Genomic DNA, 14182 nt, shown 5'->3' on the forward strand with positions numbered 1-14182 from the left:
GTTGCGTTCATGCATCAACGCGCTTCTTCTGACGATTGACCGACATCAAGCGGCAGCGGGTGCGCGAGCGGGCGGCCGCGCGCTTTCGCCGGTCGCATGGCTACCCGCCACCGGGCCGATTCCAGGTGCCCGACCGCCCGCGCGAGCCGGTGCGCCAGTGCCGGCGCGGCTTTGCGCGTTCGACGCCGATCCGATCCCGCGTCGCGCCCGTCGCGCCACCGGGATAACACCCATCTAGCCGCGCGTCGGCGGCATCGATATACCGTCATGAAAGGATTCGCCCGTGCGCGCGATTATGGCGCGGGGGGATTTTATTCAAACGGAAATGCGGCCAATATGTCGGTTCGATCGAGGTCCGTCGTACGCGGCGGCGAGCCGGCGCACGATACCAACGCCAAGCGGGGAACAACGATGGTTGCAAGGTCACCCGACGCAAACGGGACGGCGGCGCCCGAGATGCCGTTCGTGTCCGTCACCGCCCCCGAGGCCGGACGCAAGCTGTTCGTGATCATGCGTTCGCCGGACGAGTCGCTGCTGGCGCAACTGCGCGAGCTTGGCTGGGAGATCGCGGTCGCGAAGACGGCGGGCGCCGCGCAGAACATGACGTCAGGCGTGAGCGTCGCCGCCGGGCTCATCGATTTCACGGGCTTCACATCGCGCGACTATCCTGCACTGAAAGCGTGCCTGAGCCAGCCGGCGATCGGCTGGATCTCCATCGCGCAGGCCGGCAACATGATCGGCACGGCCGTGCGCGAACTGATCCGCAGCTACTGTTTCGACTACGTGACGCTGCCGTTGCCGAATGAATGGATTTCGCACGTGCTCGGTCACGCGCGCGGGATGGCGGCGCTCGATCGCGTCGACGGGGCGGCGTACGCGGCGTCGATCGGCGAGCACGGGATGATCGGCAACTGCGAAGCGATGCAGCAGTTGTTCAGCACGATCCGCAAGGTCGCGAAGACCGATGCGAGCGTGTTCATCTCCGGCGAATCGGGCACCGGCAAGGAACTCACCGCGCTCGCGATCCACGAGCGTTCGGGGCGCGGCAAGGGGCCGTTCGTCGCGATCAACTGCGGCGCGATTCCGCATCACCTGCTGCAGTCGGAACTGTTCGGCTACGAGCGCGGCGCATTCACCGGCGCGAACCAGCGGCGCGCGGGCCGGATCGAATCCGCGAACGGCGGCACGTTGTTTCTCGACGAAATCGGCGACATGCCGGTCGAAAGCCAGGCGAGCCTGCTGCGTTTCCTGCAGGAAGGGAAAATCGAGCGGCTCGGCGGCCAGGAGTCGATTCCGGTCGACGTGCGGATCATCTCGGCAACGCACGTCGATCTCGACGGCGCGGTCGAAGCCGGACGTTTCCGCGCGGACCTTTATCACCGGCTCTGCGTGCTGCGCATTCACGAGCCGCCGCTGCGCGCGCGCGGCAAGGACATCGATATCCTCGCGCATTACGTGCTGCAAAAGTACAAGGCCGACAGCGGCCGCAAGATCAGCGGCTTCACGTCCGCGGCGCTCGATGCGATGCGCCGTTACGAGTGGCCGGGCAACGTACGCGAGCTGATCAACCGCGTGCGCCGCGCGATCGTGATGGCCGAGAGCCGGCTGCTGACGCCGCACGATCTCGGGCTCGACACGCCGGGCGAAGCGGAGCCGGTGACGCTCGAACAGGCGCGCTCGCTTGCCGAGCGCACCGCGATCGAAAACGCGCTGCTGCGCAACGATCACCGGATCAACAAGGCCGCTGCCGAACTCGGCATTTCGCGCGTCACGCTGTACCGGATGATGATCGAGCACGGGCTCAACGATCACGACAACAACGGCGACAACGGCGGGAAGGACGGCGCGCCGTCCGGCGACGAGGACCATCAACGGGTGGGCTGACCCGCGGCCGCGCAGCGTGCGCGGCCGGCCCGCGCGCGGGTGCCCGCACCGGTGTAAAGGACGTGAAACGTTTCGCGTCGGCGCATGCGCGAATCCGGGCGGCAAACGCGGGCAGAAGGGGGGGCGTGCGCGCCGGGAAAATTTTCCGCATCGTCCGTGTGCCTTGTCCCGCAAGGCGTTGCCGCTGCGCGGCTGACGCCGCTTGCGCAGCGCATGTTTCAGTTTCGCAACTTCCTGGGCGTTCCGCCCGTTCCGGTTCCGTTCCCGTCCGATGAAACCCTTGTGCCGACGGCCTCGCGCGAAGCTGGCCCGGTCCTTGCGGATAGGAGCGTGCGAAAGTCGACGACGTGGCGTCCGGCCGGTTCGGCAGCGAAGCATGCGAGGGCCGGCAAGGACGCAGTCCGCGGGGATGCACGGCGGAGCGGGGCAACACGGCCGCGTTCCGCCCGGCACGGACCGTCGTCGGCGGATCGTCGGAGCACCGGCGTCGTCCGGTTGCCGTACCAAGCAGCAGACCGAAACGGGGTAGAAAAATGAACGATCGCCACACGCCGCGGCCGGCAGGCCGCGATCGCAGTGATTCGACGCATCGCCGGTCGACCGCGCGCCTTGCAGCCGGCCGGCATGCTTCGACGGGCCATCTCTCCGCGCCCGGTGCGAGGCGGATCCGGTTGATTCCCGGTCATCCGCGCCGGCTCGGCGCTTTCCCGCCAGCCAACACGATCCGCAAGGGCATGTGTACCCGGGCACCGGTTCCCCGGCGCCCGGTCTTCGCGTATTGACGCGTCACCGGCGGTTGCATGCGGAGCAATCCATTCGCAATCCGAAGGATGTGTGTTTGCGCGCTGTCGCGCTGCGGACGGCGAAGCCGGTGCGTTGCCGCCCGGCGAGCAAGCGGCAACGCGGTTCGGCCGCGCACGACGGGCATCGCGCCCGGCCGCACGCGCCGCCGCTTCAGCTGCCGTAGATGTCGAAGTCGAAGTACTTCGACGCGAGCCGCTTGTACGTGCCGTCCTTGACCATGTCGTGGATCGCGCGATCGATCTTCGCCTTCAGGTCCGTATCTTCCTTGCGCAGCCCGATGCCGGCGCCGATGCCGAGCACCTTCTCGTCGACGAGCTCGGGCCCGATGAACTGATAGCCCGCGCCGCGCGGCGACTTCAGGAACCCGATCTCGGCCTGCACCTCGTCCTGCAGCGCGGCGTCGAGGCGGCCCGACGTGAGATCGGCGTACACGCCGTCCTGGTTCTGGTACGACACGACGTTCGCGCCTTGCTTCGCCCAGTACGCCTTCGCATACGCTTCCTGCGTCGTGCCCTGCTCGACGCCAATCGATTTGCCCTTCAGCGATTCGGGCGTCGGCAGCAGCGGCGAGCCTTTCTTCACGACGAGCCGCGTCGGCTGGTTGTAGATCTTCGTCGTGAAGCCGATCTGCTCCGCGCGCTGCGGCGTGATCGACATCGACGACAGCACCGCGTCGAACTTCTTCGCCTTCAGCGCCGGGATCATCCCGTCGAAGTCGTTCTCGAGCCACACGCACTTCGCCTTCAGCCGCGCGCAGATCTCGTTGCCGAGGTCGATGTCGAAGCCGACGAGCTTGCCGTCGGGCGCCTTCGATTCGAACGGCGCATAGCTGGCGTCGGTGCCGAAGCGCAGCGTGGTCCAGTCCTTCGCGGCGGCGGGGCCTGCGGATACCGCGAGCAGGGCGATCGAAGCGGCGGCAATCAGTCTCTTCATGGTGCGTTCCTTGGCGTGGTCGTTCCGGTTCCGGGTGACCCGGTTGGAGCGGACGGGCGTCGCGTGCCGGCGCTGTCCGTCCGGCCATTAACGCAGAAAATAAAATTGCAGTCCAGAATGGACAAAAAATATCGATTCAGCGGATGCAATGACCGGACGGAAGGTGCCGACCCTTGCAAAAATACGAAAATGGACTAATCTTGTTAGTAAATTCGTTTCGAGACTAACGATCATGTCACAACCCGCGTTCGATCCGCATTCCGCCCCGCGGCAGGCTTCGGTCGCACACATGTCGGCGGCCGGCCTGCGCGCGTTTTTCAACATCGCGCGCGACTGGGAGCTGACGATCGACGAGCAGATCGTGCTGCTCGGCTCGCCCGGCCGCTCGACGTTCTTCAAGTGGAAGGCCTCGCCCGAATCGGCGCGCCTGCCGCGCGATACGCTCGAGCGGCTATCGCTGCTGCTCGGCATCTACAAGGCGCTGCAGATCCTGCTGCCGCAGCCGTCGGCCGCCGACACGTGGGTCAAGCGCCCCAACGACGCGGCGCCGTTCGGCGGCAAGCGCGCGCTCGACCGGATGCTGGCCGGCAACGTCGGCGATCTGGTCGCCGTGCGTCAATATCTCGACGCGATGCGGGGTGGCTGGGCGTGACGATGCCGACCGAAACGCAACACTGGCCCACGACCGTCGTCGACTGGGCACCTGCCTATCGTGTGATTCCTACCCGCTTTCCCGCCATCAACCTGTTCGACCGCGTTGCGTCGGCCGACGATTTCGATGCGCTCTATGCGCTCGAATCGCTGACCAACGACCGCATTCGCCACGAAGTCGGCACGCTCGACCTCGTGCCGCCGGCCGAGCGCCGCTACGGCCAGGGCTGGGGGCCGATCATGGCCGCGTTCACGCACCTGAATCCGCAGGGCAGCCGCTTTTCCGACGGCAGCTACGGCGTGTTCTACTGCGCGCGTTCGCGCGATACGGCGATCGCCGAAACGCGGTATCACAGCGGGCTGTTCCTGGCCGCGACGAAAGAGGCGCCGATGCGTCAGCAGATGCGGCTCTACACGGTGTTCGCGCAAGGCGACGTGGCCGACGTGCGCACGTGGCCGCAACGCAGCCCCGGCCTGCTCGATCCGCTCGACTACAGCGCGGGTCAGGCGCTCGGCCGCGCGGTGCGCCATGCCGGCGGCGCGGGGATCGTCTATCCGTCGGTGCGCGACCCGCGCGGCGAATGTCTCGCGGCGTTTCGCACGTCGCTGCTGCGCGACTGTCATCACGCGGCTTATCTCGAATACAACTGGAACGGCTCCGCGGTCGATGCGGTGTTCGAGCTGAATCAGGTCGGGTAGGCGGCGTGCCCGTTGTCGGCGCCGACGGCTTCAGGGCAGCGGCAGGTCGCCTGCATGGCGCGCGCGCGCGTCGGCCTGCGTGAGCGACCACGTATCGCCGGTGCGCGGTTCGACGATCGTCAGGCGTCCGGACGGTGCGAATGCCCCCGTATCGATGAACCATTGCGCGCCGATGCGCTGCGGTGCGCGCACGGGCGTGTGGCCGGTGCAGGTCAGCGACAGTCCGGCTTGCCGGGCCGGATCGACGAGCCCCTGGACGAGATCGCGCCCCCAGATCAGCCGCTCGCGCACGTCGTGCGAATAGCTGCCCGTATCGAGCTCGGCGTCCGGGCCGAGGAACTCCGCATGCAGCACGTTGAAGCGCGCGGCGCCGTCGCCGATCACGCGCACGAGCGGCAGCGCGTCCACACGTGCCGCATGCGCGTGCAGCCGCTCCGGCGGCAGGTCGGCGCCCCAGTCGCCGCCGATCCCGCGCCACGCGTCGGGCGGCAGCTTGCCGCGCGATACGAGGCTCAGCACCTCTTCGTGATTGCCGCGCACGACGTGGCACCACGGGCGGTCGAGCAGATCGAGCGCCGTTTCCGACGCGGGGCCGCGGTCGACGAGATCGCCGACCGAAAACAACCGGTCGCGCGCCGGATCGAAGCGCACGTCGTGCAGCAGCGCGCGCAGCACATCCACGCAGCCGTGCAGGTCGCCGACGACGAAGTCGCGGCCGGCCGTGTTCGCGGGATGGTGGCAGAGGGAGGCAGTCATCCCGATATCTTAGGCGCTCGTACCCATCGCAACGTCATGCAGGAATGGCGATAATCGGGGCGGTACCCGCCGGCATGGCGTTGCGGGCAGTTTGCGCGCCGGCCGAACCCTTTCCATCCGCTTTCGGAATGACACGATGACGTTTTATCCGCAGGTATTGCGCAACCGGCCGCGCATGGTCTCGGCCTTCGTCGCGGGCGTGCTGTGTGCGGTGTTGCTGCCGTTTTCGCTGCGTCCGGCCGCACGTGCGCTGATCGGCTGGGATTGCGCGATCTGGCTGTATCTTGCGTTGATGTGGGGACGCATGATTACCGCGCATCATTACAAGGTGCGCGAAGTCGCGATCCGCGAGGACGAAAGCGCGACGACGGTGCTGACCGTCGTATGCGCGGCGACGGTCGCGAGCGTCGCCGCGATCGCGATCGAGCTCGCCACCGCGAAGAGCGTCGGTTTCCGCATGGGGCTCGGTCATTACGCGATCACCGGCGCGACGCTGTTCGGCGCATGGTTCCTGATCCCGACGATCTTCACGCTGCACTACGCGCGGCTCTATTACGGCTCGCCGAGCAACGACCGCGCGCTGCGCTTTCCGGATCGCAACCTCGAACCCGACTACTGGGATTTCCTGTATTTCGCGTTCACGCTCGCGGTCGCGTCGCAGACGGCCGACGTGTCGCTTGCCAACCGCTCCGCGCGCCGCTCGGTGCTCGCGCAGTCGATCCTGTCGTTCTACTTCAACATGGCCGTGCTCGGGCTGTCGATCAACGTCGCGGCGGGTTTGCTGAGCTGATGTGGCTTACTTGAGCAGTTCGTACGGGCCGCCGCGCTCGAGCGCGCGACGGTAGGCCGGGCGCGCGTGGATCGTTTCGAGAAAGCGCGCGATCGCGGGATGCTTGCCGCCGTCGCCGCGCGCCATTGCGGCTTCGAGCGGGAAGCTCATCTGGATGTCGGCCGCGCTGAAACCGTCGCCGACGAACCAGCCCGTGCGTTTCAGCGTGTCGTCGAGATAGCCGAGATGCAGCGCGATCTGCGGATCGACGAAGCCCGATTGCAGCGTCGCGGCGATCTTGCGTGCGATGGGCCGTGCGAAGAACGGCATCGGCGCATGCGCGATCCGCAACGCTACCAGTTTCAGCAGCAACGGCGGCATCGCCGAACCTTCCGCATAGTGCAGCCAGTACGTGTACTCGTGCCGCTCGGGCGTACCGGGCGGCGGCGCGAGACGTCCGTTCCCGTAGCGCTCGACCAGATACTCGATGATCGCGCCCGACTCCGCGTACGTGCGGCCGTCGTCGGTGACGACCGGCGACTTGCCGAGCGGGTGGATCGCACGCAGCGCGGGCGGCGCGAGCATCGTCTTCGGATCGCGCTCGTAGCGCACGATCTCGTACGGCACATCCAGTTCTTCGAGCAGCCAGAGCACGCGCTGGGAACGCGAGTTGTTCAGGTGGTGGACGGTCAGCATGTCGAGGCCGGAAGAGGGGCGGGAACGACATCATACCGAGCGCGAACCACGGCACGCACGCAGGGACGAACGTGCGATGGCGTCGCCACGATTCAACGCGCGCGAGGCGTGCCGCTTCGTCATTCGTTTGCTCGGGCGCCGCGCCGCACCGCGATCCACGCACCCCAGAACAGGCTCGAAAAAAAGCGCAGCGGCGCATCGAAGCCCGCATCGTGCAGCAACGCGAAGACGGCTTCCTCGGCAGCCGGCGGATCGGCGCCCTGCAGGATCTTCGCGAGTTGCGCGCGCACGGCGTCGGGCGAGGCGCCCTTCATGCGCCAGCGCTGCTGCCATGCATCGAGCAGGCGAGGGTGGTCCGCATAGCGGCGGTAGTTGCCCGCGATCACGAGCGGTGCGCCGGGCTTCAGGCGCCGTGCGATCGCGTCCAGCAGCGCGGCCTTCGCATCGTCGCCGGGCACGTGGTGCAGCACGCCGATCAGCGTTGCGCCGTCGAAGGCCGGCGCGTCGGGCAGCGTATCGACGCCGGCCTCGACGAATTGCGTGCGCGCGCCGAAACCGGCGGCTTCGACGTTCGCACGCGCGAGCGCCAGCATCGGCGCGGACGGATCGGCCGCCGTGAATTGCCAGCCCGGCTCGAGCGCGGCGGGCACGCAGATTTCCTGTCCGGTGCCGCCCGCGCCCACCACGAGGAGCCGCGCATCGGCCGCCGCGATCGACGACGCGAGCATGCACGCGGCGAGTTCGTGACACGCGTCGTAGCCGGCAAGCGCGATGCGGGATTGTTCGGCGTATTCGTGCGCGCGTGCCGGATCGAATTTCGCGGCGCTGTCGGGGAGCGACATGGCGGATTCCTCGGGTCGGAGCGCGGACGGCATGCCCACGCATCGACCCGAGCGTAAGCGCGGGCCGGCGACGCAACAAGGCGAGCGGCCATTCCGGTATGCGGACTACCCGACTCGGCGCCGGTCGCGCGCAGCGGGTTGCGGGGTCGATTCGCATTTAAAAATGACGGGAACCGGTGCGTCACCGTTGCCAAACCGGCGCATACTTTTTTCTCTCCCCCCCCTGCCTGGCCGTCGCATGCCGGGCCCCGATGCGCCGCGCTGCCCGCGCGGCCATGCCGCTCGGCACGCACGAGGAGCGCATGATGTCCGATTGTTCGCACGATCCGTATGCGCAGCACTACATTCACTGCCTGCCGTCCGGCGCGCAGCCCTGCGGCACGCTCTGCGCGACGCCGCGCACGCATTTCCGCGTGTGGGCGCCGGGCAGCACGCAGGTCCAGCTCGAACTCGATACCGGCAACGGCCCGACGCTCGTCCCGATGGCGGCGGCCGGCCCGAACTGGTTCGAAGTCTTCGTCGAATGCGGTGCCGGTGCGCGTTACCGTTACCGGCTCGACGACGCCGTGTCGATTCCCGACCCCGCGTCGCGCTCGCAGCCCGATGGGCTCAATGGTGCGAGCGAGGTCATCGATCCGCGCGCGTTCATGTGGCGCAACACGTTCTGGCATGGGCGTCCGTGGGAAGACATCGCGCTTTACGCGATTCGTCCGCACGCGGTGGGCGGCTTCGACGGCGTGCGCCGCCGGCTGCCGGCGCTCGCGCGCCTGGGCGTGACCGCGCTCGAATTGCTCGCGTCGCCGCACGACAGCCTGCCGTTCGCGCCGCTCGCGGCCGAGGGCGGCCCCGACGCGCTGAAGGCGCTGATCGACGAAGCGCACGGCCATGGCCTCGGCGTGATCCTGGAGCTCGATTACGCGCGCTTCGGCAGCGGTACCGACGCGCTGCGTCACTATGCGGCGCCGTTCTTCCATATGCGCGACGATCCGCTGCAGCCGCCGCCGCTCGCACTCGATCATCCGGAGGTGTGCGACTTCTTCTGCGACAACGCGCTGTACTGGATCGACGAATACCGCTGCGACGGGCTGCGGCTGCGCGAAGCCGACCGGATCGGCGCGTCGTGGCTGCGCGAGATCGCCGACCGCGTGCGCGCGGCCGTGCCGGCCGACCGGTTCATCCATCTCGTGCTCGGCAGCGAACGCCATCCGGTGCATCTCGCCGATACCCATTTCGATGCGCAGTGGAACGGGTGCGGCGAACGCGCGCTGCATCGGCTGACCGGCCGCGACGGGGCGGCCCACGAAGGCATTTCCACGCATCAGTCGATCCACACGCTCGCGCGCGCGCTGACCGCGACCGGCACCGCGTTCCAGCCGGCCATGCCGGGCGATGGCGCCTGCGCGAATGAAGGGTTGTCGCTGACGTCGCTGGTGCTGTCCGACGGCGCATGGCGCGAGAGCGAGCACGGCAAGCACGGCAAGCACGGCGATCATGATCCCGATCCGGGCCTCGCGGCGCTCGCCCTGTCGCTGCTCACGCCGCAGATTCCGCTGATCTTCGACGAAACCGCACGCGATGCCGATCGTGCGCATTTCGTACAGTCGGCGCTCGCCGTGCGCGCGAAGCTGATCTCGCCGCGGCTGTCGGATTGCCGGCCGCAGGACGCGCATACGCTGAAGGCCGGCGGCGACGGCGATGCCGACGCGTTGCTCGCATCGTGGCGGCTTGCCGATGAAGAGACGCTGACCCTCGCGTTGAACCTGTCGCCGGACGCGGTGCCGTTCGACGCGCCGCGCGGGCAGGTCGTGTTCGAGACGCCGGCCCGCGCACGCGATCGCGTCGATGAAGGGGTGTTGCCGCCGTATTCGCTCGTCGCGTGGCTGACGGGCGACGTGAACCGCTATGCACTCACGCACGACGTGCGCCGGATCGACGACGGCGCATGGCGCGCCATGCGCCCGGATCTGAACGCGTGACGTGTGCAAGGTCGGGCGCTGGCGCGCCCGGCCGTCTTTACCAGAAGCTTCGAATGCCTGCGACGCCGTGAGCGCCGTGCCGGCGCGCGTCGTCGAGATGCGCGCGCGTCATCCCGCCGAGCGCATAGACGGGCATCGTGGCCTGCGCTGCCAATTCGGCGAACCGGGTCCAGCCGAGCGTCGGCGCGCCGGGGTGACTGAGCGTCGGCAACACGGGCGACAGCGTGACGAAATCCGCGCCGACGCGCGCGGCCAGCGAGAGATCGTCGGCGGCATGGCAGGCGGCCGACACACGGCGCGCGGCCGGCAACGGCCGTCGTGCGGCGGCGCGCAGCGCGACGCCGTCGAGGTGCCATCCGGCGCCTTCCAGCCGCATCACGCCGGCTGCATCGATCGGGCCGTTGAGCATCAGTTGCGCGCCGGCCGCGTCGCAGCGCGCGAGCGCATCGGCGGCCAGCCGTGCGAACGCGGCCGCATCGAACGATTTCACGCGCAACTGCACGAGCGTTTCGCCGCGCGCGAGCACGGCCGACAAGCGATCGAGGAACGCGCGGCAATCGGCCGCCGCCGGCGATGCCGGCTCGGGCGTGATCACGCAGCAGTGCGGCAGCATCGCGTTCATCGCGCGCGGTGCGCGGAAGCCGTCATTCGTCGGCTTCCTTCGCGGCCTTCGGATAGACGCGCACCAGCACGATGCGCGGCCCGTTCATCTTCTTCACGACGACGTCGAAGCGGTCGAACGACACGCGCTGCCCTTCGGTCGGCAGATCGCTCAGCGCCTGGATCACCAGGCCGCCGACCGATTCCGCACGCCCTTCGTCGATGTCGATGCCGAGCGCCTGCTCGAGCGACACGACGGGCAGGCTGCCCTTGCCCATCAGCGTGCCGTCGTCGAGGCGGCTCCAGTCGGCGTCGCCCTGGCGGAACTCGTCGTGAATCTGGCCGACCAGCGCGCCGAGCAGGTTGTCGAGCGTCAGGAAGCCGATCGGCTTCGCGCCCTTGTTGCCGACCAGCGCGAAGTGCGGCGCACCCTTGCGGAAGCGGCGGAACAGCTCCAGCGCCGGCGTATCGGGCTTCACGTACTGCACCGGACGCACGTAGTCCGACAAGTCCTCGAGCGCCGCGCCGGCGTGACGCGCGAGCAGCAGGTCCTTCAGGTGGATCAGCCCGCTCACCTGCTCGCGCGACGCATCCTCGAACAGCGGATAGCGACTGAAGCGGTGCCGCGCGACGATCTCCATGTTGTCGGGCAGCGGCAGGTCGCGCCGCAGGCCGATCATTTCATGGGCGGGCCGCATCAGGTCCGACACTGTCATCGACGAAAAGTCGAGCGAATGCGCGAGCGTGTTCCACTCGTCGTTGGTGTACGTGCCGCGTGCTGGCTGCGCCGCGTTGCCGGCCGCGCTGCGGCGGCTGCGCAGGATCAGCTTCAGCTCGTCGGTCGAGTAGTGCGCGTCGCCGCCGTGGTCGGCCGACAGCCCCGCGAGCCGCAGCACCGCGTTGGCGCTGCTGTTGAGCACCCAGATCGCCGGATACATCGCCCAGTAGAACGCATAGAGCGGCAGCGCGACCCACAGGCCGACCTTCTCCGACTGGCGGATCGCCATCGATTTCGGTGCCAGTTCGCCGACCACGATGTGCAGGAACGAGATCAGCGAGAACGCGAACACGAGCGAGACCAGGTGCACGATGCGTTCGGACTGCACGCCGATCAGGTCGAGCAGCGGGCCGATCAGTTGCGCGAACGCCGGCTCGCCGACCCAGCCGAGGCCGAGCGAGGCGAGCGTGATGCCGAGCTGACACGCGGAAAGATACGCGTCCAGCCGGCCGTGGACGAGGGCGAGGATGCGACCGCGCAGGCCGTGCTTGCGGGCGAGTGTTTTGACGCGCGTGGCGCGCAGTTTGACGAGGCCGAATTCGGCTGCGACGAAAAACCCGTTTAGGGCCACCAGGAACAACGCGCCGATGAGCGCGAAGATCTGTAACAAAGAATCGCTCCAGTCATGACAGGCTCATCAGTATAGAGCCGGAAAGGAAAATGTAATGTGTCGGGCGGCCGATTGCTTACACCGGCGCCTCGCAGGGGATGGCGAGCGTGAGGGTGACGGTCGCGCGGTCGGCGAACGGGTCGTGCGTGAACGTGCCGCCGTGCGCGAGCGCGACGCGCTGACACAGCGCGAGCGTCCATGCGACCCGCTTCGCGTCGCGCGTGCGCAGCATCTCGCGGCGCGCGAACGATTCGAATACGTGCGGCAGCGCCGGATCGGCGAGCGCATCGGCATCGACGCCGCAGGTGACGCGTGCGACACACTGCGCGCCGTCGCGCGTGCAGGCGAACGTCACGCGCGAGCCGGCGGCGCTGGCCTCGACGGCGCTCGTCAGCATCGTCCACAGTGCCTGTGCAACGCGCTGGCGATCGGCCGACAGCGCCGGCTCGCCGTCGGGCAGCGTCGCATCGATGCCCACTTGCCGCGCGTCGGCGAGCGCGAAGCGCGCCAGCGCGAGCGTGTCGTCGAGCAGCGGGCGCAGCGCGAACGGCTGCGGCGCGATCGTGAGCGTGCGGGTTCCCGCGCGCGGCGCGTCGAGCACGTCGTCGATCAGCGCGACCTGCTGGTCGATCCCCGCGCGGATGCCGGCAAGCGCGCGCTGCTGGTTCGGGTCGCTGCCGGCGAGCTGGCGCTCGAGCACGTACGCCCAGCTGTGCATGGCGTTCAGCGGGCTGCGCAGGTCGTGCGATGCGGTGGAAAGCGCCTGGTCGCGCAGGAACAGCGCCGCCTGGGCGGCATAGTGCGCTGCGCGTTCGCGCAGCAGGTCGGCGGCGGGATCGACGGAAAGGGGCGTCACGGAGCAGGCCTGTCGGAAGCGGTTGGCATGATGAACCTACGAACCGCCATTATAGGGACAGCGGCGCGCATCACGCCGGCAGCGCGTCCTCGTCCTTCTTCCGTGCGTCGCCGTTCGGCAGCAACTGGCAGGCGAGCAGGCCGGCCAGCATCAGCGCACAGCCGACCAGCGCACGCAGCGTCAGCGTCTCGCCGAGCGCGGCCCAGCCCGCGACGGCCGCGAACACGCCCTCCATGCTGAAGATCACGGCCGCGTGCGCGGGCGCCGCGTCGCGCTGCGCGACGACCTGCAGCGTATAGCCGACGCCCACCGACAGCAGCCCGCCGTACAGCAGCGTCGGCAGTGCGTCGTGCAGCATCGCGACGCTGACCGGCTCGACGACGAGGCCGACCGCGAGGCACAGCACGCCGCACGCGACGAACTGCAGGAACGCGAGCACGAGCGGGTCGTGACGCCGCGCGAAATGGCCGACGGCCATCACGTGCGCGGCGATGATGACGGCGCCCACGAGCTGGAACCAGTCGCCGTAGAGCACCGAGAAATGTTCGTCGATGCTGAGGAAATACAGGCCGATCGCCGCGAGCAGCGCGCCGAACCAGGTGCCGGCGCCGATCCGGTGACGGACGAACACGCCCATCAGCGGCACGATCACGACGTACAGCGAGCTGATGAAGCCCGCGTTCGCCACGCGCGTGTATTGCAGGCCGAACTGCTGCAGCGAGATCGCCACGGCGAGCAGTCCGCCGAGCGAGAGGCCCGGCAGCAGCAGCGCCGGCGCGCGGCGAATCGCCGCGAACTGCGCTCGCGACGCGGTGTTGAACGTCAGCAGCGGGATTAGCACCAGCGCGCCGAGCAGGAAGCGCAGCCCCGTAAACAGGAACGGGCCGATCACGTCGAGGCTCAGTCGCTGCGCGACGAAAGCCGAACCCCAGATCGCGGCGGCGACGAGCATCAGCAGGTTGGCGCGGAAGTGCTTGCGGGATTCGGGCTTCATTGGAATTCTTCAGGGGATTGCGGGCGGCGAACCGTCTAGTTTACGCCGAGATTGCAAGGCTGTCGGAAAACCTTCGGAGCGCGGCTGCCGCCCGGGCGTCGCGTACCCGCGAATACAGCACGACCTGCGAATGCGGTAGCGGCGGCAAGCCGAATTTCGCGCCGACGTCGACCAGCGTGCGCGGTGCGACGCGCCGGGCCAGCGGACAGACCGCGAGCCCGGCGGCGGCGGCGGCCGTGACCGCCGCGATGCCGCCGCCCGTGAAACGCTCGCGCCACGGCCGTCCCGCATGGTCGAGCGCGCGCAGCGCGGCGGCACGCACGCCGCACGGGCC

General features: G+C 68.6%; 14 protein-coding genes. 5 read left to right on the forward strand and 9 right to left on the reverse strand.

Features of this window, described 5'->3' with window-relative positions; genetic code table 11:
- Nucleotides 1–411 precede the first annotated feature (411 nt).
- On the forward strand, nucleotides 412–1884 hold the full coding sequence (locus BME24068_RS18345; protein WP_096505502.1) for a sigma-54 dependent transcriptional regulator: 1473 nt from the start codon (nucleotides 412–414) through the stop codon (nucleotides 1882–1884).
- 954 nt (nucleotides 1885–2838) lie between these two features.
- Here the strand turns inward: BME24068_RS18345 and BME24068_RS18350 are convergent.
- The gene (locus BME24068_RS18350; protein WP_096505497.1) at nucleotides 2839–3621 is read right to left on the reverse strand and encodes an ABC transporter substrate-binding protein; all 783 of its coding nucleotides are present in this window, start codon (nucleotides 3619–3621) and stop codon (nucleotides 2839–2841) included.
- Between the two features lie 232 nt (nucleotides 3622–3853).
- Here BME24068_RS18350 and BME24068_RS18355 point away from each other — a divergent pair, with 232 nt between their 5' ends.
- Nucleotides 3854–4273, forward strand: a complete 420-nt coding sequence (locus BME24068_RS18355) for an MbcA/ParS/Xre antitoxin family protein (protein ID WP_096505495.1) — start codon at nucleotides 3854–3856, stop codon at nucleotides 4271–4273.
- 2 nt (nucleotides 4274–4275) lie between these two features.
- A complete protein-coding gene (locus tag BME24068_RS18360; protein ID WP_096505493.1) occupies nucleotides 4276–4971 on the forward strand; it encodes an RES family NAD+ phosphorylase in 696 nt (231 codons plus the stop codon).
- A gap of 30 nt (nucleotides 4972–5001) precedes the next feature.
- On the opposite strand, the gene BME24068_RS18365 is transcribed toward BME24068_RS18360, so the two are convergent.
- Nucleotides 5002–5727, reverse strand: coding sequence for a metallophosphoesterase (locus BME24068_RS18365; protein WP_174926923.1), 726 nt, complete (start codon nucleotides 5725–5727; stop codon nucleotides 5002–5004).
- 136 nt (nucleotides 5728–5863) lie between these two features.
- On the opposite strand from BME24068_RS18365, the gene BME24068_RS18370 reads away from it, so the two are divergent.
- Nucleotides 5864–6517 carry a DUF1345 domain-containing protein gene (locus BME24068_RS18370; protein ID WP_096505489.1) on the forward strand — a complete coding sequence of 218 codons (654 nt, stop codon included), beginning with the start codon at nucleotides 5864–5866 and terminating at the stop codon, nucleotides 6515–6517.
- A 6-nt stretch (nucleotides 6518–6523) separates the two neighbouring features.
- Here BME24068_RS18370 and BME24068_RS18375 read toward each other — a convergent pair whose 3' ends face one another.
- Nucleotides 6524–7192, reverse strand: a complete 669-nt coding sequence (locus tag BME24068_RS18375) for a glutathione S-transferase (protein WP_174926924.1) — start codon at nucleotides 7190–7192, stop codon at nucleotides 6524–6526.
- A 119-nt stretch (nucleotides 7193–7311) separates the two neighbouring features.
- Entirely contained in the window at nucleotides 7312–8034 is a 723-nt protein-coding gene (locus BME24068_RS18380) for a class I SAM-dependent methyltransferase (protein ID WP_174926925.1), read from the reverse strand.
- 305 nt (nucleotides 8035–8339) lie between these two features.
- On the opposite strand from BME24068_RS18380, the gene BME24068_RS18385 reads away from it, so the two are divergent.
- Entirely contained in the window at nucleotides 8340–10010 is a 1671-nt protein-coding gene (locus BME24068_RS18385; RefSeq protein ID WP_174926933.1) for a DUF3459 domain-containing protein, read from the forward strand.
- A 37-nt stretch (nucleotides 10011–10047) separates the two neighbouring features.
- Here the strand turns inward: BME24068_RS18385 and BME24068_RS18390 are convergent, their stop codons facing one another.
- The 5 genes from BME24068_RS18390 to BME24068_RS18410 form a co-directional block, all read right to left on the reverse strand.
- On the reverse strand, nucleotides 10048–10632 hold the full coding sequence (locus tag BME24068_RS18390) for a thiamine phosphate synthase (protein WP_096505483.1): 585 nt from the start codon (nucleotides 10630–10632) through the stop codon (nucleotides 10048–10050).
- 22 nt (nucleotides 10633–10654) lie between these two features.
- Nucleotides 10655–11998, reverse strand: a complete 1344-nt coding sequence (locus BME24068_RS18395; RefSeq protein WP_174926926.1) for a hemolysin family protein — start codon at nucleotides 11996–11998, stop codon at nucleotides 10655–10657.
- Between the two features lie 76 nt (nucleotides 11999–12074).
- Complete coding sequence (locus tag BME24068_RS18400) at nucleotides 12075–12854, reverse strand: sensor histidine kinase (RefSeq protein WP_174926927.1); 780 nt, start codon at nucleotides 12852–12854, stop codon at nucleotides 12075–12077.
- Between the two features lie 70 nt (nucleotides 12855–12924).
- Nucleotides 12925–13848 (reverse strand): DMT family transporter, encoded by a 924-nt coding sequence (locus BME24068_RS18405; protein ID WP_174926928.1) that lies wholly within the window; start codon nucleotides 13846–13848, stop codon nucleotides 12925–12927.
- 40 nt (nucleotides 13849–13888) lie between these two features.
- A partial coding sequence (locus BME24068_RS18410; RefSeq protein WP_483398659.1) for a type 2 periplasmic-binding domain-containing protein occupies nucleotides 13889–14182 on the reverse strand: 294 nt, incomplete at its 5' end.

The organism is Burkholderia anthina (genome assembly GCF_902498995.1).
In the GTDB taxonomy this organism is placed as follows: domain Bacteria; phylum Pseudomonadota; class Gammaproteobacteria; order Burkholderiales; family Burkholderiaceae; genus Burkholderia; species Burkholderia anthina.